General features: G+C 43.5%; 21 protein-coding genes. 15 read left to right on the top strand and 6 right to left on the bottom strand.

All coding sequences use genetic code 11. From position 1 onward, the window contains the following. Positions 1–819: 819 nt before the first annotated feature. The gene (locus L9Q39_RS16995) at positions 820–1,434 is read right to left on the bottom strand and encodes a TfoX/Sxy family DNA transformation protein (protein ID WP_237486283.1); all 615 of its coding nucleotides are present in this window, start codon (positions 1,432–1,434) and stop codon (positions 820–822) included. Between the two features lie 513 nt (positions 1,435–1,947). On the opposite strand from L9Q39_RS16995, the gene L9Q39_RS16990 reads away from it, so the two are divergent. Continuing rightward, on the top strand, positions 1,948–2,856 hold the full coding sequence (locus L9Q39_RS16990; RefSeq protein ID WP_237486282.1) for an aldo/keto reductase: 909 nt from the start codon (positions 1,948–1,950) through the stop codon (positions 2,854–2,856). A 294-nt stretch (positions 2,857–3,150) separates the two neighbouring features. On the opposite strand, the gene L9Q39_RS16985 is transcribed toward L9Q39_RS16990, so the two are convergent. Beyond that, on the bottom strand, positions 3,151–3,417 hold the full coding sequence (locus L9Q39_RS16985) for a DUF333 domain-containing protein (RefSeq protein ID WP_237486281.1): 267 nt from the start codon (positions 3,415–3,417) through the stop codon (positions 3,151–3,153). Positions 3,418–3,623: 206 nt separating this feature from the next. On the opposite strand from L9Q39_RS16985, the gene L9Q39_RS16980 reads away from it, so the two are divergent. Further along, positions 3,624–4,142 (top strand): NUDIX hydrolase, encoded by a 519-nt coding sequence (locus L9Q39_RS16980; RefSeq protein WP_237486280.1) that lies wholly within the window; start codon positions 3,624–3,626, stop codon positions 4,140–4,142. 194 nt (positions 4,143–4,336) lie between these two features. Here L9Q39_RS16980 and L9Q39_RS16975 read toward each other — a convergent pair whose 3' ends face one another. Next, positions 4,337–4,837 (bottom strand): DUF4174 domain-containing protein, encoded by a 501-nt coding sequence (locus tag L9Q39_RS16975; RefSeq protein WP_237486279.1) that lies wholly within the window; start codon positions 4,835–4,837, stop codon positions 4,337–4,339. 207 nt (positions 4,838–5,044) lie between these two features. Here L9Q39_RS16975 and L9Q39_RS16970 point away from each other — a divergent pair, with 207 nt between their 5' ends. The 3 genes from L9Q39_RS16970 to L9Q39_RS16960 all read left to right on the top strand — a co-directional run bounded on the left by L9Q39_RS16970 (position 5,045) and on the right by L9Q39_RS16960 (position 7,135). Further along, positions 5,045–5,524: a LabA-like NYN domain-containing protein gene (locus L9Q39_RS16970; RefSeq protein ID WP_237486278.1), complete on the top strand. Its 480-nt coding sequence runs from the start codon at positions 5,045–5,047 to the stop codon at positions 5,522–5,524. A 6-nt stretch (positions 5,525–5,530) separates the two neighbouring features. Further along, the gene (locus tag L9Q39_RS16965; protein ID WP_237486277.1) at positions 5,531–5,920 is read left to right on the top strand and encodes a nitrous oxide-stimulated promoter family protein; all 390 of its coding nucleotides are present in this window, start codon (positions 5,531–5,533) and stop codon (positions 5,918–5,920) included. Positions 5,921–6,145: 225 nt separating this feature from the next. Continuing rightward, a complete protein-coding gene (locus L9Q39_RS16960; protein ID WP_237486276.1) occupies positions 6,146–7,135 on the top strand; it encodes a 2-hydroxyacid dehydrogenase in 990 nt (329 codons plus the stop codon). Between the two features lie 99 nt (positions 7,136–7,234). Here the strand turns inward: L9Q39_RS16960 and L9Q39_RS16955 are convergent, their stop codons facing one another. The 3 genes from L9Q39_RS16955 to L9Q39_RS16945 all read right to left on the bottom strand — a co-directional run bounded on the left by L9Q39_RS16955 (position 7,235) and on the right by L9Q39_RS16945 (position 10,193). Beyond that, positions 7,235–7,741, bottom strand: a complete 507-nt coding sequence (locus L9Q39_RS16955; protein ID WP_237486275.1) for a hypothetical protein — start codon at positions 7,739–7,741, stop codon at positions 7,235–7,237. Positions 7,742–7,932: 191 nt separating this feature from the next. After that, positions 7,933–9,126 carry a multidrug effflux MFS transporter gene (locus L9Q39_RS16950; protein WP_237486274.1) on the bottom strand — a complete coding sequence of 398 codons (1,194 nt, stop codon included), beginning with the start codon at positions 9,124–9,126 and terminating at the stop codon, positions 7,933–7,935. Positions 9,127–9,311: 185 nt separating this feature from the next. Then, the gene (locus tag L9Q39_RS16945) at positions 9,312–10,193 is read right to left on the bottom strand and encodes a LysR family transcriptional regulator (RefSeq protein WP_237486273.1); all 882 of its coding nucleotides are present in this window, start codon (positions 10,191–10,193) and stop codon (positions 9,312–9,314) included. A gap of 471 nt (positions 10,194–10,664) precedes the next feature. Here L9Q39_RS16945 and L9Q39_RS16940 point away from each other — a divergent pair, with 471 nt between their 5' ends. From L9Q39_RS16940 to L9Q39_RS16895, 10 genes are read left to right on the top strand one after another with little or no spacing between them, the layout of a single operon-like run. Further along, the gene (locus L9Q39_RS16940) at positions 10,665–10,880 is read left to right on the top strand and encodes a Flp family type IVb pilin (protein WP_237486272.1); all 216 of its coding nucleotides are present in this window, start codon (positions 10,665–10,667) and stop codon (positions 10,878–10,880) included. A gap of 2 nt (positions 10,881–10,882) precedes the next feature. After that, a complete protein-coding gene (locus tag L9Q39_RS16935; protein ID WP_290369168.1) occupies positions 10,883–11,335 on the top strand; it encodes an A24 family peptidase in 453 nt (150 codons plus the stop codon). 28 nt (positions 11,336–11,363) lie between these two features. Further along, on the top strand, positions 11,364–12,185 hold the full coding sequence (locus tag L9Q39_RS16930) for an RcpC/CpaB family pilus assembly protein (RefSeq protein WP_237486271.1): 822 nt from the start codon (positions 11,364–11,366) through the stop codon (positions 12,183–12,185). Beyond that, entirely contained in the window at positions 12,185–13,597 is a 1,413-nt protein-coding gene (locus L9Q39_RS16925; protein WP_435532848.1) for a type II and III secretion system protein family protein, read from the top strand. The genes L9Q39_RS16930 and L9Q39_RS16925 overlap by 1 nt, the downstream gene beginning before the upstream one ends. After that, positions 13,594–14,088 carry a hypothetical protein gene (locus L9Q39_RS16920; protein WP_237486270.1) on the top strand — a complete coding sequence of 165 codons (495 nt, stop codon included), beginning with the start codon at positions 13,594–13,596 and terminating at the stop codon, positions 14,086–14,088. The genes L9Q39_RS16925 and L9Q39_RS16920 overlap by 4 nt, the downstream gene beginning before the upstream one ends. Next, the gene (locus L9Q39_RS16915; RefSeq protein WP_237487057.1) at positions 14,088–15,329 is read left to right on the top strand and encodes a CpaE/TadZ family protein; all 1,242 of its coding nucleotides are present in this window, start codon (positions 14,088–14,090) and stop codon (positions 15,327–15,329) included. The genes L9Q39_RS16920 and L9Q39_RS16915 overlap by 1 nt, the downstream gene beginning before the upstream one ends. Next, on the top strand, positions 15,326–16,597 hold the full coding sequence (locus L9Q39_RS16910; protein ID WP_237486269.1) for a TadA family conjugal transfer-associated ATPase: 1,272 nt from the start codon (positions 15,326–15,328) through the stop codon (positions 16,595–16,597). Before L9Q39_RS16915 ends, L9Q39_RS16910 begins: the two co-directional genes overlap by 4 nt. A gap of 1 nt (position 16,598) precedes the next feature. Beyond that, positions 16,599–17,501, top strand: coding sequence for a type II secretion system F family protein (locus tag L9Q39_RS16905; protein ID WP_237486268.1), 903 nt, complete (start codon positions 16,599–16,601; stop codon positions 17,499–17,501). Next, entirely contained in the window at positions 17,498–18,346 is an 849-nt protein-coding gene (locus L9Q39_RS16900) for a type II secretion system F family protein (RefSeq protein WP_237486267.1), read from the top strand. Before L9Q39_RS16905 ends, L9Q39_RS16900 begins: the two co-directional genes overlap by 4 nt. A 4-nt stretch (positions 18,347–18,350) precedes the next feature. Next, complete coding sequence (locus L9Q39_RS16895; protein ID WP_237486266.1) at positions 18,351–19,112, top strand: tetratricopeptide repeat protein; 762 nt, start codon at positions 18,351–18,353, stop codon at positions 19,110–19,112. Positions 19,113–19,116: the final 4 nt, after the last annotated feature.

Genomic DNA, 19,116 nt, shown 5'->3' with positions numbered 1-19,116 from the left:
TAAGTTAGGTTGCTTTTTTATGTCACCTTGCCTTTATATCGCCTTTAAGCGGGATAATAAGCGAGTTTTTGGTGCGACAGGATAGCGATGAATACCGGAAAAGATTAGGGCGCACAGTATATATTTTTTATAGAAAAAAACCTTAAGTTTTGTATGTTTAGTTATGAATAATCATTTGCTAGACCAAAAATGACGCTTTGCTAATAACGGTTCATTTAAGTGGAGTAGCGATTAAGCAAGTAATACCAAGGTGTTAGCGATTTAATGGTGTTACGATAAAAATTCGTGCTGCAAATAAGTAATCTTTAATTGCACATATGGTAAATGATGAGTGGTTGGATGACGTTGCGGACATCGTTTAATCGAAAAGCCTAGGGCAAAACTTGCATTATTGAGATTATCAACCATAGTTAAATTGTGGGAAAAAGCTCAAACATGGAGGACAAGATTCCCGCCTACAATTTGGATGTTAAATTCAATATAATGTACATCCTCGTATGACCATCTCGCTCCTACATAAGAGCGCACAGATACGCAAACTCACGATTGAGTAACGAGGGATTAAGGCGCATGCAAAGTGCGCCTTTTGTCGTCTGGAACCGATGGATTTTCTTTACCCTCAAAAATCATCACTTACGTTTGTTGTGTATATTCCTCTTGTGTATATTCTTGTTGCGTAAACACCGCGGGCTGCCAAATCTGCATCAACATTTCTGGTTGTCTCAAAGCATGGGTCGTTGAATATGGACACCAAAAAAGCACCCGAAGGTGCTTGATATACGTCTGTTACCTAACAATAACAGAGACTGAGAACCGCAATTACTGCGCTAAGAACTCAGTGCCAACCTCACGTTTTAGTGATGTTCTAATGTTTTCTGGAATGATTGACCAATGGATGCCGTCAATCGCGCCCGCAATATGATACAGCAGGTTAACACCCGGGTTTTTATCTTGATTTAAGCAGATAGCACGGTAGGCGTTCACTGGACCTAACTCACGCAACTCTTCAATTGAGTTGATCCCCGCTTTACGCAGCATTCGCTCGGTTTTGTACTGCATATTGGGTAGATCTTTGATACGAGTTGGGGTGTCTTTTTCCAATTTAATCTTGTGGCTTGTGCTCCAAACCTCTTCTGCCAGTGTGGTAATTTGCTGCATAGAGTGACTAATGTCAGAAGGGACCGAATAGTAATTGGACAAACTAGGGTAGTTACGAGAATGGGAGCGCCAATTAAATTCGTAGGCAACACATCCTGACTGAATAAAGTCTGCCTTGAATGCTGCGTTTGATGCGCGAAGATAAAGCTGATCGTCTTTCACTAATGCGAACATAACGCCTTCAGAGAGAACTCCTTTCCCTCCAAACACCGAACGTACAGTGATATTTTTAAGCTGACTATGGGTATCAATTGACTCTAAAAAAGATTCCAACATATCTCACTCCTTGAATACTTAGTTGAACTTGATTTGAAACGAGTATCTTCCCTGACAATGCTGCATTTTTTGTTCCATGTTGAGCGATTGCTGTTTCATATTACGTTGTTTTTATGCAACATGATGCGAATTTTCCATGAAAATCACAGCAATTACGACAACTTACTTGTGATTTAAATCAAGAATAACGGCTGTAGATGACATTTTTATTTACAAATCGCTAATTAATAATGGGTGAAAAAGGTGAGCATGCACCGAAATGGGTCACAATAATTTTAGGTGAGACTTGTTAACGCAATGTATTAATGTTGTTTAACTGAAGCGGAATTTCTAACGCATTGTCCTAATTTGGTCACAGAATTGTATAAAATCATATAAGTTTGATATGCCCAGCCTTAGAAAGTGACTAAGATTTTCCAACCTCTTTTTACTGGGTTATACGTATTCATTGTTATGCGTAGTGGGATTTTATTTTTGCCAGTATAGAGTTTCGACATGATTAAGGAGAATGCTATGGTACAAAAAGTGACGATGGCGCCAAGTGGACCCGATATATCGCAATTGGTTCAAGGTTATTGGCGTTTAGCTGATTGGGATATGACCCCGCAGCAACGTTTAACTTTTTTAAAGCAACATATTGAGCTTGGGATTACTACGATCGACCACGCCGATATTTATGGAAACTATGAGTGTGAGCGCCTATTTGGGGAAGCGTTGGCACTAGAGCCGAGCATTAGAGAGCAGATTCAGATCATCTCTAAGTGCGACATTAAATTGTGCAGTGATCAGTTTCCACAGCGCAAAGTTAACCACTATGACACTAGTGCAAAGCATATCTACGAGTCCGTGGATAACTCACTACAAAGACTCGGTGTGAGCGAATTGGATGTGTTACTGATCCATCGTCCAGATGCGTTAATGAATGCCGACGAAGTTGCCAATGCCTTTACCGAACTGCAAAAAGTCGGCAAGGTAAAACACTTTGGTGTGTCTAATTTTTCACCTCGACAGTTTGATTTGCTTCAGTCGCGTTTGAGTAAACCGCTGGTGACCAATCAGGTTGAAATCAATCCGCTTAATTTTGATGTGGTTGATGACGGTACACTCGATCAGATGCAGCAACTCCGCACTTTGCCTATGGCTTGGTCAACGCTTGCCGGAGGTCAGCTTTTTAATGGTGATTCCGAGCAAGTCCAGCGAGTACGTGCAGAATTGTTTGCGATTGCTGATGAAATTGGTGCTGCGAGTATCGATCAAGTCGTCTATGCGTGGGTGCGTCGCTTACCGTCTAATCCGGTTGCGATCATCGGCTCGGGTAATATTGAACGGGTTAAAGTTGCCGTAGACTCGCTACAGTTGGAACTGACACGAGAGCAATGGTTCCGTATCTGGGTGGCGTCAAAAGGGCATGGCGTGCCGTAGCCACAAATGTGGTCTGTTTTATATCGCTGTTGATTTCAATGGCACTGCATTTGTACAGCAGTTAATTTGGATAGCAGCAAAGAGAAGGCGAGCTTCTAGCTCGCCTTGCTATTTTGAACTCTGAATTTATGAGCAAGCTTGCGTTCTGTGCAACACCGCCTTTCTCACAAAGCGATCAGAACGCCCAAGAAATATTTATTGCCCTAGAAGCATTGGTTACCCTAGAAGCATTGGTTACCTTAGAAACATTGGCTACCTTAGAAACACTGATAGCTCTGGTAACATTGAGCCGGGTTATTGCTGATTTTGCTCTCGGTTTTCATAGTACTCCCATACCGTGTATCTTTCGTCATCGGAGATAATACAGTAAGGAATTCGCTTGCCACCTTCGCTGAATCGTTCAAGCTTATGTCCCTGACTGACGCAGTATACATAGGCCGGTTCGCTGATCACATCAATCTCATCGACATTGTATTCGTCCGGCTCTTGCTTTTGAAAATGGCTACATCCGGCTAATAGGGCAACGGCCATACCAGCAGAAATCCATACGCTTTGTTTCATTGTCACTCCCGTATTTTCCTATTAATGGTTAATCATGGACTATTGAATCAATTTAGACTGTCTCTTGAGGTAAGTGTAGGAGAAGATAGGAAAAAGTGTGGCAAATTGAGTAAATATCTTACGCATACCCAAATTACCTCGCATCTTGAGGTAACTTGGGTATATGGTAAACTCTCGCCCCCAGATTGTTAGTAAGACTAAGATTGATGAGACACATTACCACAGCCATTCACCCTGACATTGACCACCTTGATAACAAAAGTATCGTAGCGCGTTTAGCCACTCGTGCAATTGTGCTTGATGGAGAAGACATTCTTTTACTCTACACCGAGCGTTATCATGATTACTCGCTGCCGGGTGGAGGTCTTGATCAAGGTGAAGATGTCATCGCAGGTCTGGTTCGAGAGCTGACGGAAGAGACCGGGGCACAAAACATTCACGGCATAAAGCCATTTGGTATTTATGAAGAGTTTCGTCCTTGGTACAAAGACGATGCGGATGTGATGCATATGACGTCTTACTGTTATAGTTGTAAAGTCGATCGTCAACTAGGCGCAACAAGCTACGAAGACTATGAAGTGAAAAACGGAATGAAGCCGGTTTGGATCAATATTCATCAGGCAATCGCGTTTAATGAGCAAACCATTGCAGAAAGCGATAAAAAGGGCATGAGTATAGAGCGCGAAACCTATTTACTGCGTTTAATTGCCAAAGAGATGTTGTGATTATAGGTGACAGTGTCACCATTCTCGACGCTGTCGTCGCTTTACCGTTCACACCAATTAGCCAATTAGCCAATTAGCCAATTCAGGCAGGCACGCCTTTCCGCGCAGATCTAACGTGTTGCAACGAGGTTCGCTTACTTGAGCCTCCTTTGCTTACCGTATCTCAGTCGCATTTTTTTCAGTAAAATGGATAGCTACAGTGTGCATCTCGAAGAACCAGAACGCATTTCTGCTTGACGCATAGGCATTTCATCAATTGTCGACTTAATCAGCGACCAATCAGTCTGCGTTCCCCAACGTAGTTTTTCAGTGCCGTCTTTACCGATGAGAATCGCAGTATGATCACCTTGGCTGAGGTCATGCATGTGTTTCAACATATTGTAGTCAAATACATCCTTAAGCCATTTAGGACTGACAAAGCCGTCTTCGGTAAAGACAATAATCACCACATCTCTTTCTTCAAGCGCGCATTGATGGGATAACGTTCCCAACAAAAAGTTATCGACGTGTTCATCTTTGCTCGGTGCAAAATAGAGTATCCGTCGATGCGGCGCGTAACCGTGGTAGTGTTGACCGACGGTTTGAAAACGGTAAGTAGGGCTAGAGGTGTGTGTATTCATGGCGTGTGCATTAAAAGCGATCAAGAGCCAACCTGTAAACACGATCAGTAATGTGGATTTAAGTATCAGCGTCATTGTTCCGCTCCTTCCGTCAACTAACGAATTAGTACGATCTCGCCGCTATCTTGGATTGATCTGATGAGGGAAAAACAGTCCGGGGCGGCAATGAGCAAGCGACAAGCAAATAAAAATCACTTTGCTTTCACTGTGAAGTATAGGAGAGCAAATGGAGTGGCTTAAGTTTTCTGCTACTATGTATCAAAATTTAGATTAGGAATCACCATGAAACCAAGGGTTGCACTATTTGTCGATGTACAGAACATTTACTACACCACCAAACATGGCTTTGGGCGAAATTTTGACTATAACGCGCTCTGGGCTCAAGTGTCTGACAAGTATCAAATTGATTCGGCAAGCGCCTACGCAATTGCGTCCACAGACCCAAAACAGCGCCAGTTCCACCATATACTGAGAGGGATAGGCTTTGAGGTAAAACTTAAACCTTATATTCAGCGTCGCGATGGCAGTGCGAAAGGAGACTGGGATGTGGGCATTGCATTAGATGTATTCGAACTTGCGCCTAACGTTGACCGAGTGGTGCTGTTATCTGGTGATGGTGATTTCGAGCTTTTGGTTGAGCGTATTAAAGCTAGGTTTAATACCTCTGTGACGCTGGTGAGTGTTGAACAACTCACTGCACAAGGTCTTATTGACTCAGCACAGGAGTATTGGCCCGTCAATGACACCTTACTGCTCGGATAATGAACGATGAATAATCCAAGTGCTTTGCTGAATGGCAAGTTGCTGATCGAGTTGAAAACCGTGACAGCAATGATGGAAATTTATTGTCGTGCTCATCATAAACATCAGCATAAGGATGGCTTGTGTGAACAGTGCCAGCAACTGCTTATGGTTGCTGAAACAAAATTGGATCGCTGTCCCTACGGTGAAGAGAAGCCAGCGTGCAATCGTTGTCCAATTCACTGTTATAAACCTGAACCAAAGCAGCAGATGAAAGCAGTGATGCGTTATTCCGGACCAAGAATGTTGCTGCCACATCCGATTCTTTCCATACGTCATTTACTCCATGAACGGAAAGCGGTCCCTGACAAACCAACAGCGGGCGCCTCAAATCGAGCAAAGCGTCTAGGCAAATAATAATTTTCCTAGGAAAAATAGTCGCCTTAAAAATAGTAGTGTTAAAAAGTCGTTACCTGAAAAACAGATACTCGAAAACAGTTGCTTGGTAAAACAAGAAGTTAAGTCTAATAAAATTAGCCAAGTCCAAAAATAAAACCGATGAGTTTTCGCAAGCGTTACAGCCGCCATCTACAATGAAACTAGGATAAAAATATTTAACTAACTGAATCATAGGGAGTGACAATGACTGATGTGGCGTTCTTTAGCACCAAATCTTACGAGCAACGGGCGTTTGAGCAAGCAAAGGGTAATAGGGAGTGGCAATTTCATTTCTATGACTTTTTGCTCAACAAAAAAACAGTCCCCATGGCGACGGGATGCGAAGTGGTTTGTGTATTCGTTAATGACGATTTGAGTGCCAAGGTATTAACCGCGCTGAGTGAGTTAGGGGTTAAATTGGTGGTGTTGCGTTGCGCTGGTTTTAATAATGTTGATCTCGATGCCGCCAAGTCGCTGGGTATACAGGTCGCTCGTGTACCGGCTTATTCTCCGGAAGCCATTGCTGAGCATGCTGTCGGACTGATGATGACGCTCAATCGTCAGTTTCATAAAGCCTATCAACGAACGCGAGATGCCAACTTTTCATTAGAAGGCTTGGTCGGCTTCAATTTTCACGGACGAACTGCGGGCATTATCGGCACCGGAAAAATTGGTCAGGCGACCATTCGTATCTTGGCGGGCTTAGGCATGAAGGTGCTCTGTTATGACCCGTATCCGAATGAAATTGTTACTGAACTGGGCGGTGAGTACTGTGATTTGGATACCTTGATTCGTCAGTCCGATGTTATCTCTTTGCACTGTCCAATGACCAAAGAAAACTATCATTTATTGAATGCTGACGCGTTCAGTAAAATGAAAGATGGTGTGATGGTTATTAATACGAGCCGTGGTGAGTTGGTCGACTCAAGCGCTGCTATTGAAGCCTTAAAACAGGCAAAGATCGGCTCACTCGGTTTGGATGTCTACGAGGGAGAGAAAGCGCTGTTCTTTCAAGACAAATCCAACGATGTGATAACCGATGACGTATTTCGACGCCTTTCTGCTTGCCACAATGTGATCTTTACCGGTCATCAAGCGTTTTTGACACGCGAAGCTTTGCACAATATTGCTGACACCACCTTAAGTAATGTGGATAGTTATCTCGCCCATCAGGTGAGTGCTAATTTTATCTGATTATGCCGTAACAAATAGCAGTCCATAACCAAAGTCATCCATAACAAAAAGCCCTCAATGTGACTCACATTGAGGGCTTTTATCGTTTGTAGTGTCAGATTAGTTTGCGTTGGATGTCGCTGGTTGTTCAGCTAAAGAATAGCGTTCGCTGTATGGAGTAAAGATAAAGGCCTTCATCATAAAGAAGCTTGCGGTAATCAACCAAAAGCCGATAGACAGCATGTTCAATGCTTGGCTGATAATGTTGCCCATGTCGCGACGATAAGAACGGTTAGAAAACAGGTTTTGCATATCGTTGATGGACAGCATTTGGCTTAAATCTTGGTAGGTACGAAAGCACTCATAGTAAAAATAGCAAATTGCAAAAACGGCAATCCCTTTAGCAAATAACTTTGGTGCGCCGATTCCGCATAGAAATGCGCCAAGCGCCATCATGACAATTGCCCAGACTGGAATGACGTCAATGCCGTAGACGATATTGTTCATACCAAAGAATTCGACTGAGGCGATAGGTAAGAAACTGGCGATAACAAATAGACCGTAAGCTAATACGCCAAACTTATTGCGCAGCGCGGCTTGAGTTTGAATAGATTGAGCAGAAGACATAACCCTTTTTCCTTAAATCACGATGTTTCAATATTAGAGTAAACATTCTAATATTGATCCTAACATGCCATGACCGAGCCTCTCAATAAAAAACTCCTTAATATCAGGCAATTAAAGTGAGGATCTATAGATGAGCGCTGAGTTTATAAATTGGCGCTCATTAAGTGAGCTGGCGGGTTATGTCTAATAAGTTAATGCTCGCTTTCTGACATATCTTGCTTGGCGTTAAAGCCACCAATAATATTCGCAAGAGTAATGATGGCAAATAACACCACCACCAGCGCCAAGTGCCAAGGCTGACTCAAGCCAAGTGCCACTAAGGTCATGCTGACTAACGAGGACGCGATCATTTGACCACCGCCTGAAAGTGCCGCCGCTGCTCCAGCTTGCTTCTTGTAAGGTAATAAAACGAGCGCTTGAGCACAGGGTAGTGCAATGCCGTTACCTAAAATCATAAGCAGTTGACCAAGCATTAGATAGATCGGTTCGAGTGGACAGACAAACAGCCAGATAGCACACATAACATGCAGTACAGGCGTACAAAGCAGCATTTTTTTGCTGCCAATGATAGGACGAACACGATTACAGATAGTCGTGCCTAAAATCATGCCTAATGCAGGGATCAGTGCCCAAAGCGCGTATTCGTCAGAGTCCATACCTATCTGTTTCTGCATGATAAAAGGCATGACCGAAACGGTTGTGATCATCAAACTGAAATTAAGCCAGCCAATACTCGCGAAGCTCATAAAATAGCGGCTGCTTAATAGCTTCCAATATTGACCAAGCATTTTTTTCGGCGTTGGAATCGCCGAGGTTTGAGTCACTGTTTCTCTAAAGAAAGTGGTAATAACCACCCATGCAAAGGCGACGTAACCCAGCAGAGAAATAAACACCATATTCCAACCAAAGTAGTGGTTAATAAAGCCCCCTAAAACAGGTGCTATAACCGGTGTAATAGACGCTGCCATAGCAATGTAAGACATTGCTAGAGGCAGATCTGGACCACTAAATTGGTCGCGTGTTGAAGCTCGGGCAAGCACGGCACAACATCCGGTTCCGATACCTTGCAATAGACGACCAATCACCAAACCAGTAAAGGAGTCTTGCAGTAAGATAATCGTCACCAAGCCGCTCATTGCGATGATCAGACCAACAAGCAGAACTTTTTTTCGCCCAATGGCGTCGGAGATGGGACCGTATAAAAACTGCGAAGGTCCAAAGCCAAGCAGATAAACACTCACTAAGAGTTGCGCTTGATCGAGGGAAATATTGAAATCGGTGGCAATCCAGGGCAGGGAAGGAAACACCAATCCCATACTTAACTGTCCAACACTGATAATTAAACAAGCGAGAAGAATAACTTTATAGCGAATGGTACTGTTCATTCGTGACCTTGTAACAACAAAAATAATGATAATCAACAATAGAAATAGCGCGAAAAACAATGGCGCGAAAAGCGCGCCATACTAGCATGATTAACCGTGATAGTTGTTGCGTAATGTCATGATAAAAACAAACTTATTTGGGTCGTAAGTTGTTTACGTCATAAGTTGCTTACGTTATAAGTAGCTTAGATCATTACTTCGGGAGCGAGTTGGGTAGTGACAGGTTTCAGTCTATTTTTAAACCATTTTCTATAGGGTGCAAAATCGCTGTGCTCAGCCCAGAACAGGGAGGCGCAAATCTTCTTACCATAGAACTCAGGATGCCCCCGCAGCAAACTCAGTTGTTCTCGTCTATAGTAGGTTTGGATGTAGTGTTCCGGAAGTAGTGCAATGCCTTTTTTATCGCAACACAGATCGGTAATTGTGCTGAGATCGTCAAGGTGCCATAGATTTTTCGAACTGAGTTTACTGACATTAAGCAACTGTTCGCAGCCATCAATTAGCAATAGACGGTTGACGTCGCGAGATTGGTCTATAACCAGTTCTTTATGGTGTACCCACCAGCAGTTAACGGGGAACAGTTCATCGATATGGAAATCCAGCTCACCTTTATAGTATGGATTGCCAATAGCCAGATCGAGTTTTCCCTCCATCAAATAATCCCCTAATACAAAACTAGGCTTTGTCATAATAACTAAATCGATATTATGAAATGTCTCGGAAAAATCGAGCAACGCCTGCTTTGTCTGTTGATTAAAAACCATCGGGTCAACACCAACACGATATACGATTCGATCGGCTGTTGCGAGGTGATCCGCTTTTGTCATCAGGTCTTTAAACTTAGCCACTAGGCTATAGGAGAGTTCGTAAAATTGTTTGCCTTTATTTGTGGTCGTCGCTTTACCGCCTTGACGATTAAATAGTTCGACGCCTAAATCCGCCTCAAGGTTTTGAATCGCCGTACTGACGGTAGATTGAGATTTACCTAGCTTTTTTGCCGCTAGGCTAAATGAACCTTCATCTACCACCGTAACAAACGAAACAATATAATCGAATTGTAACTTCATTCTAGCCAACCTAAATATTATCTTTTTTGTTTATAAACGTTATACCGTTTACTGACGATATTTACACATGTTTTTCAATATTATTGCTATCAAATAGTGGAATGATACTGGGGTTGTCGTTGTCATTAACATTCATCTAGATGTTACAAATGTTAACATGGTTTAAGTGATATCACTCGATTTGTTTTAAATATGAAAACTAGAACTAGAGTAGTCACTCAATATTGTGTGATTAATATCACAAAACCAGCGTTAAGCATTAGATGGCTTGCTGTGAATATAAGTGTGGTCGATTTCGTTTAACTTAAGTGACAGCGACGATGAGACGTGGATTTCATGACTTTATAGTAAACAGTTTTATTAATAGCAGTCAGGCTATTGATGTAGTCGATAGTTGTCATTTTTAAAATCGATATAAACTTTATTAAACTTATTTACGATTTTTATGACAGTAGTTTTAAGGGAATTAATATGCTTACTAAACTTTATGTAAAAGCAGCGACTTACTTCGCTGAAGTAAAAAATGACGAGCGCGGTGTGACGGCGATTGAATATGGGTTGATTGCTGTCGCAATGGCGGTAGTTTTAGGTGCAGTATTTAGTTCGACTGATGGCGAACTATTGAAAAACCTAAATGCAGCGTTTGACAAAGTCAGTAGTCTACTAAGCTCAGCAACGCCAACCTAATAGTGTTGACCATTGGCTATCAGGACACTTCAGCAGCAACATTAGTTATTTTGTTGCTGCTTTGTTTCTTGGTGTCAGTCAGTGATATTAGGCGACGTAGAATACCCAATGTACTTTCACTTCTAATTTTAGTTTTATGCAGCCTTGGGTTCAAAAACTCTCCATGTTTAGAATCTGCGCTAGTGGTATTGATAGGTGGGTTAATCTTGGGAAAAGCCGGGTTAATCGCTTACGGAGACATTAAGTTAGCGACGGCTTTGTCTACAGCCATTCCTCTCAACTACTTATGGTATGCAACGTCTTATACCGTGTTGGTGGGCGGGATATTAAGCATTATATACGCTATCAAGTACCGATGGTTGTTGGCAACACCGAAAGGAAGTGATCCTGGATTGCCATACGGTGTAGCGATTTGTTCGGGTTTTCTAGTCACTATCGTATTGTCTAATTTATAAATTTAGACATCAAAATTTGGTGGATTTAATGAGATCAAGGATAGTTCTAGTTGTTGCATTGCTTGCCTTAGGGATTGGGGTTAAAGGTGTGTTAGATCTGTTGGCGCAACCTAATAATACAAATGTGGCTGTCAATAATGAGCAGAAAGAGCCAGAGACCTATATCACTGTTTGGCAATTAAATCAGAACGTAAAAAAAGGGCAAGTCCTTAACATTGATATGGTGGAGAAGCGTCAGTTACCACTTAATCAAGCACTGGAATTAGGTGAGAAAAAAGATATTGTCTTGGACTTTGACCCGTCAACCCTTATTAATATCTCTTTAGATAAGGGTCGTTACATGTTGCCAGAGTATCAAACTAAAAAGTCACAACCAGGATATGTTGACCTTCTAGTGACCGAAGGAATGACGCTCTACCCATTACAAGTCACAACTTCTAATTTAGTTAAAGATTATATTCGACCAGGCTCCTTTATTGACATTCTAACGGTCAGTTCACCAAACAGTAATCTTGCGGTTAATGCCGACAAACCAAAACGCTTTCGTGGAATAAAATCATCGGTATTTTTGAAGCACGTGAAAGTATTGAATATCGGTAATGAAACAGAAAATGAGTCAATTCAAGCTCGCTCTCCGGTAAAAGAAGAGGGTAAAACGACAGTTGTAATAGAAGTCCATCCAGACCAACTGACTAAGTTAGCGCTGGCACAACGGACCATGCACATCGAAATATACCGTAGTCAAACCTACCAACAACCGACTTATGCAGAAGTGCGCAATATTATGGATAATTATATGGGCATCGAAGAGTTACGAGGTGGTGTGGACAGTGAGGGAGAATCACTGTAATGCGATCAAAACGTTCTAGTTGGCAAAATAATAAAATACTAAAAAATATCTCATTCTATCTAACGGCTTTATGGACACTAATGCTGGTCAATACATCGATGGTGGTTGCAGCAGAACGCTATATCACTCTTGATGAAGCGACACATATTTCGCTATCCGCTCCCATTAGTAAGGTGTTTATTAGCAATCCAAATATTGCGGATTACAAAATAATTAATGACAACACTTTGGTCGTTTTTGCCCGCCAAGTGGGTCAAACACGCTTGATTGTTTATGGGGTAGAACAAGAAGTCTTATTATCCGATAAAGTGCTGGTTGATCTTGATTTAGCTGAGGTTAGAAAGCAGATCAAATTTCACTATCCAGAACTTAATATCAAATTAACCTCGATTGGCGAAAAAGTTGCTGTAAGTGGCGTCGTAGAGTCCGAACAGCAGCGCGATGATATCTACCGTCTTGTTGCCAATTTGCTTGGCAGAGAAATGGTTACTCGTTATGAATCTTCGCAACTCCTCTCTTTTGAGTCTGATAGCGGCGACATGGAAGAGCCTCAAAGTATGATCTTCGCGCGTAATATGACTTGGGATGGAATCATTGAAAAATTGACCATCAACACGCTTCAGCAAGTAAATGTCAAAGTGTCCGTGGCGCAAGTGACCGAAAATTTCTCTGAAACCGTGGGTATTGATTGGAGCAGTGCGGGACAGAGTGTCGGTGAATTTCTGTTTGAACAATTCCACGCTCCCGATATATCAACCCTTATCTCCGCTCTCGCTGATGATAGCGTTGCACAGATCTTAGCGGAGCCCAACCTAACGGTATTGTCTGGCGAATCGGCGAGTTTTCTTGTTGGTGGTGAAGTGCCGGTTATTGTGACCAGTGACGGTTCAGTCAATATCAGCTTCAAAGAGTACGGGATTAAGCTCGATCTCACTGCCAAAGTGATGAGCGAACAAAAAATTCGCATGCAACTGGCACCGGAAGTGAGTGAAGTTGAAGCCTATATTGAAGCCTCAGGAATCGAAGTTCCTCAGTTGGCGTCACGCCGGGCAATGACGACGATTGAACTCGCTGACGGCGACAGCTTTGTTTTAGGTGGACTGATGAACAGCACCGATTACGAACAGCTACAAAAAATGCCCATCATTGGTGATATTCCAGTGTTCGGCGCGGCATTTCGCAAGTCTATCACTGAGCGCAAACGTACCGAACTTATTATCGTTGCAACCGTAAACCTAGTGAAACCGAGCAAGGCAACCGAGTTACAGTTACCGACTATTCGCAAGACATCGACTTTAGCTCGTTGGTTGAACTTATCACCTAACAAGCAGTTAGCTCCGCAGATTAAGGGACAAAACTCGCCACAAGACGCGACTCAGCGCCTACTGTCTCAGGGAGGGTTTATCGAATGATGGATCGCAAGCTATTCAAAACTCTGTTGTTGCCATCACTGATACTGATAGTCACCGGTTGTGCCAAAGAACGCTATTTTAATGGAGCGGGTTTCCAAGTGGCGAGTGTGCAGCAACAGCAGACTATCGACATTGTTGTCAAAGAGCGCAAAGTCGCTACGCAGCAAGTCAAAGCACTGGTCGAAAAGTTCGAGCAGCAGAGTGAGCGCCAAGAGAGCCAGCATTATCGCTATCAAGTGAACTATCGCAGTCAAGTTGGTAAAGCGGTTGCCCAATACGCCCTCAGTGATATTGATTCCTATCGCGTTCAATATCAGCGCAATACGGACATGATTGCCGACGTTCAATTGGTTGTCGATAGCCAAACCTTGCTTTCAACAGAGTGTCAGCCTGCGCAGATTGGTGTGCGTAATGCACAATCGCACTGTTATGTTGATGCGGCACGGTTTGAACACACTGCCAATAAGGCTAGGTTAATGGGAGCCGAATGATGTTTGATTTAACCAAAGCCCTGACCAGCAAACCGAATTCTATTATAGAGAATCCGAACGGCATCGCCGCTTGTACCCTCTATTATCAAACCACAGAATGTATTGAACTGGTTCAAGAAGTATTTCGTTTTGAAGGATGGAATGATCCTACTTGTGTTAAGCAAACCACGGAACTGAATAAATCTGCCAATGCACAAACCAGTCAGATCGTTTTACTTGAGTTAAACGAATCGGCAGATGTAGTAGAAGATGCCAAGGCGTTTGCAAGCAAACTGCCCACCCAAAAAGGCGTCGTGGTTATTGGTCGTGAAGATGCAATTTCAACACTGCGAGCCTTAAAAGAGATGGGCTTTTATTACGTTTTTTGGCCAGTGAACAAGCAAGAGTTTGCTGACTTTTTGACCCACGTTAATAAGAACCTAAAAACCTTTAGTGGCGTTAGCCAGAAGCGCAAAGCTAAACGCGTGGCAGTGGTTGGCGCTAAAGGAGGTACTGGCACCACTTTCTTAGCGACTGAAATCAGTTCAGTGCTCGCGCAGCAGGGGACAGATACCATTTTGGTCGATCACCAATATAGTCATAGCAATATTGATGTGATGCTGGCTTTGAAAGATTTCCAGACTCAGAAAATCGATGAATTTACCACGCCTCTGCATGAAATGGATGAAGATGCGGCGTTGACCTTCTTACATTCGGCGCGAAAGAACCTACGTTTATTGTCGATCACGGGTGATATGGAACAAGGCGATGTGCTGAATTATAGTCAAACACTCTGTGACCTGCTGTCCCGCAATACCAACTTCATCATTGAAGATTTCTCCGGCAGTGTCGATTTTCGTGTCGAACCGCAGATGTTAGTGAGTCATTTTGATGTGGTGGTGATTGTGCTTGATGCGTCGATTTCTGCTGTTAGAAATGCCAAGAAGTTTTGTGAAAAAATCGACAACCTGCAACTGACGTTATCACACCGAACACGAGTTATCACCGTGGTGAATGCACATCGCCAAGAGAGCAGTTTCGTGCTGAAAAAAGACGAATTTAAAAAGTATCTTGGTCGTGAGCCAGAATTGCATATCGGTTATTGCAAGCAACTCGCCCACTTAATTATCGACGGTAAGCGAGCCTACAAACAAGACCGTCAAATGGGTCGAGCGCTTGAGCGTCTTGTTAAGCTTATCAACGGTCAGCCTATTGCTGACGAGGGGCTGGGTAAATGGTTTAAAAGGTCACGTAAAGCATGATTTCAAATAAAGAACTATATCTCGCCTTTCGTGGACAAATCTTTGAAGCACTGGATGCCGAGGCAGTGCAAAAGATGGAACGTGCCGATTTAGAGTCGCAGATCCAAAATGCGGTCGACCTGCTCGCAAGTAACTACCCGCGCCCGATTACTAATATGATGAAATCAGGTTTGGTCAAAAGCCTGATGGACGAACTGTTTGGCTTGGGTCCGTTACAGCCATTGGTTGTAGACCAAAGCATCACCGATATTATGGTGAACGGACCCAACAACATCTTCTTCGAGCGCCAAGGCAAGGTTATAAAAGCGGACGTTAGCTTTGTTAACGAAGAACAGTTGCTGGCGATTGCCAAACGCATTGCTTCAAGAGTGGGTCGTCGTGTTGATGAACTGTCGCCAACGGTCGATGCGCGCTTGGAGGATGGGAGCCGTGTCAACATAGTCATCCCGCCGATTGCTCTTGATGGAACCTCAATATCGATTCGTAAATTCCGTGAACAGAATATTGGCTTTGAAGACTTGGTCAACTTTGGTTCCATGTCTGCGGATATGGCGAGGTTGCTGATGGTGGCTTCTCGCTGTCGGATGAATATCCTTATTTCAGGTGGTACCGGCTCAGGTAAAACCACTTTACTCAATGCCTTATCCAACTATATCGCCGATGATGAGCGTGTGGTGACGATTGAGGATGCCGCAGAACTGAGGTTGCAACAACCCAACTTGGTCAGGCTCGAAACGCGCGCCGCGAGTATCGAGCAAACAGGGGCTATCGACCAGCGAGACTTGGTGATCAATGCGCTGCGTATGCGTCCTGATAGAATTGTATTAGGTGAGTGTCGTGGCTCGGAAGCGTTTGAGATGCTTCAGGCGATGAACACAGGTCATGATGGCTCCATGTCGACACTGCACGCCAATACGCCTCGCGATGCCATTAGCCGTGTTGAATCTATGGTGATGATGGCCAACCTTAACCAACCTTTAGACGCGATTCGTCGCACCATCGTCAGTGCGGTTCAGTTGATTGTGCAAGTCAACCGTCTCAGAGATGGCTCGCGCAAAATTACCAGTATTTCCGAAGTCGTTGGTCTTGAAGGTGACAACGTTGTGATGGAAGAGATCTTCCATTTCCGTTACGACGAGGCGCACTTTGGTGAAACAGTGCAAGGGGATTTTGTCACCAGTGGCATTATGCAGCGCTCACAGTTGGTGAAAAAAGCGCAGTTCTTTGGCTTGTATAACGAACTGATGGCGTCATTCAAAGGGGTGTAATATGTTGTGGGTTTCACTGATTTTGTTTGCAATTGCCTTACTGTTTATGGGCGACTCAAAACAGAAAAAGATCGATCATTACTTTGATCTTCAATCCCATGACTCAGAAACGCTCAAAGCGATCAACGTTAAGTCTCTTTCTGGTAACAAACAAGGACAGAGACTTAAACAGGCGATGTTGCCCATTATGGCGATTCTCGGTCCGAGGTTTGCCTTATATATCGTTCTTTACATACTGGCGAGTGTCGCGGCGGCTTTCTATATTCTGGCGAATCTACTGTCTAGTGATAATTATTGGCTGGTCATTCCTATCAGTATCGTGATTGTCGCGTTTGGTTATCGACTGGTGACCAATCGACGTCGAAGTCAATTTGAACAAACCTTTCCCGATGCATTAAACATTATGATGAGCGCCGTGACGGCGGGGGATAGCTTGATGCAGGCAATCTGTTACGTGGGCGATACCATGGATAATGCCATCGGCAAGGAGTTCAAGTTAATGGGGGATCGTTTGCGCCTTGGTGAGACCCCAGAGGTCGTGCTGCAGCGCTCATGCAAACATTACCCTTATCCTGAATTTATTTTTTTCACGGTGACATTGCGGGCAAATATTAGTCGCGGTGGACAGCTCAAGGGCGTCTTGGCTCGCTTAATTCGAGTATTAGTTGAGTCTCGAACCCTAGAAAAGAAAAAAATGGCGATGACTTCAGAAGCACGTATGTCGGCAAAGATTGTGGCTCTGATTCCCGTTGCGTTTATGTTTATTCTTAACATGATTAACCCGCAAAGTATCGACTTTATTGTCAATGACCCTGAGGGTCGAATCGTACTGTACTACGTGCTTGGCAGCGAGGCGCTGGGCTTGAGTATTATCTGGTGGTTAGTGCGAGGTGTCAGAATATGATGTTATTGCTCGCGATGGGATTATTGGTCTGTGCGGTGTTGTTCTTCATTTACGATGCTTTGCAAACGGATAAGCGCAAGCGCCAGATTGAGATTTATTTAGAGTCACCGGACGTTTCATCCTACGTTAAGGTCAACCGTTTCTTGGTGCGTTTTGGTAAAGGGCACCAAAAGGAGTTGGAGGGCAAACTCGTTGATGCGGGTATCTATAACAAGGAGTTAGCGAAATACTATTTTCCAATGAAGCTAATCCTGCTGGGCGCGGTTGGTGCTGCGGCGGTATTAATTCCGGTCGAGTTTAACCAAAAATTGATTATCGGTGTGGTTGGTTTGGTCGCGGTTATCGTTGTGCCGGATCTGATCCTCAATACACGTCGTCGCAGTTTGGTGCGGAAAGTCACCAGTCAATTGCCTTATCTACTCGATATGATGGCGGTCTGTGTACAAACCGGCATGACGATTGAAGCATCATTAGCGTATCTTGCCGATGAATTGGAAGTGTTTGACCAAGATCTCTGCTATCAAATCAAGCGCATTTCAGACTCTGCGAAAATCAAAGGTCTGGAAAAAGCCTTAAATGATTTTGGTGAGCGTGTACCGACGCCACCGATACGAAGTTTTGTACTGACCGTGGTGCAAAATCTCCAATACGGCACCTCAATTTCACAAGTATTAACGGATCTATCCGAAGACCTTCGTAAAGTGCAAATTCTTACAGTGGAAGAGAAGGTGGGTAAGTTGTCTGCCAAGATGAGTGTGCCGCTGATTATTTTAATCATGTTTCCCATTGTTATCCTGATCCTTGCTCCAGGGATTATGCAAATGTCATTAAATGTGGGTGGTTAGCGAGATGAATAAAAAAGTGAGCGAGATGAAATGGTTTTCTACGTCGGTCTTAGCCGTCGCCATGTCCTTGTTGCTGGGGTGTCAAACCACAGCAAACACCTCCCAAGACTCCGAAGTCAATATCAAAAGCGAGTCTCAAGTTGCGCAGATGGAGAAAGTGAACAATTACGATGGATTAATTGAGCACTATAAACAGCAAATCGCGCAGAATAACAACGATGTTAAAGCCATGGAAAACCTTGCCCAGACCTATCTTGCGAAAGGCGATATTGAGTCAGCACAGTTTTGGGTATTGCACCTGTTACATAAAGGTGTGAGCACGGCTAATTTGTATCAATTGCATGGGCAAATTTCGATGCAACAAGGCGAGGCAAAAACTGCGCTGGTTGCCTATCAAGACGCAGTAAAAGCCGGGCAAAACGGGGGGCAAATTTATGTTTTGTTGGGTATTGCTCACAGTCAATTGGATGAGTTTTCTCAAGCGGTTGAGCAATTCAATCAGGCGCGTTTACTGGGTTACGACGATCTCACCATTAAGAATAATCTCGCAGTGATCTATTTGGCACAGCAAGATTACCCCAAGGTCATTGAAACCCTGATCCCTTTGCTTAAACAGCATCCGGATAATCAAGTGATCAAAGCGAACCTTGCCGTTGCGTTATTTAAAACAGGGCAACAAGCGCAGGCACAGAAACTGTTAAGCGACCAGTTTAATGATACAGAGCTTTATCTTATTTCAAGACAGTTGAAACCAGTGAGCGGATAAAGAG

This window comes from Vibrio hippocampi (genome assembly GCF_921292975.1).
Classification (GTDB): domain Bacteria; phylum Pseudomonadota; class Gammaproteobacteria; order Enterobacterales; family Vibrionaceae; genus Vibrio; species Vibrio hippocampi.
Note: the sequence above shows the minus strand (reverse complement) of the source record. Positions and strands in the feature narration are given on the sequence as shown.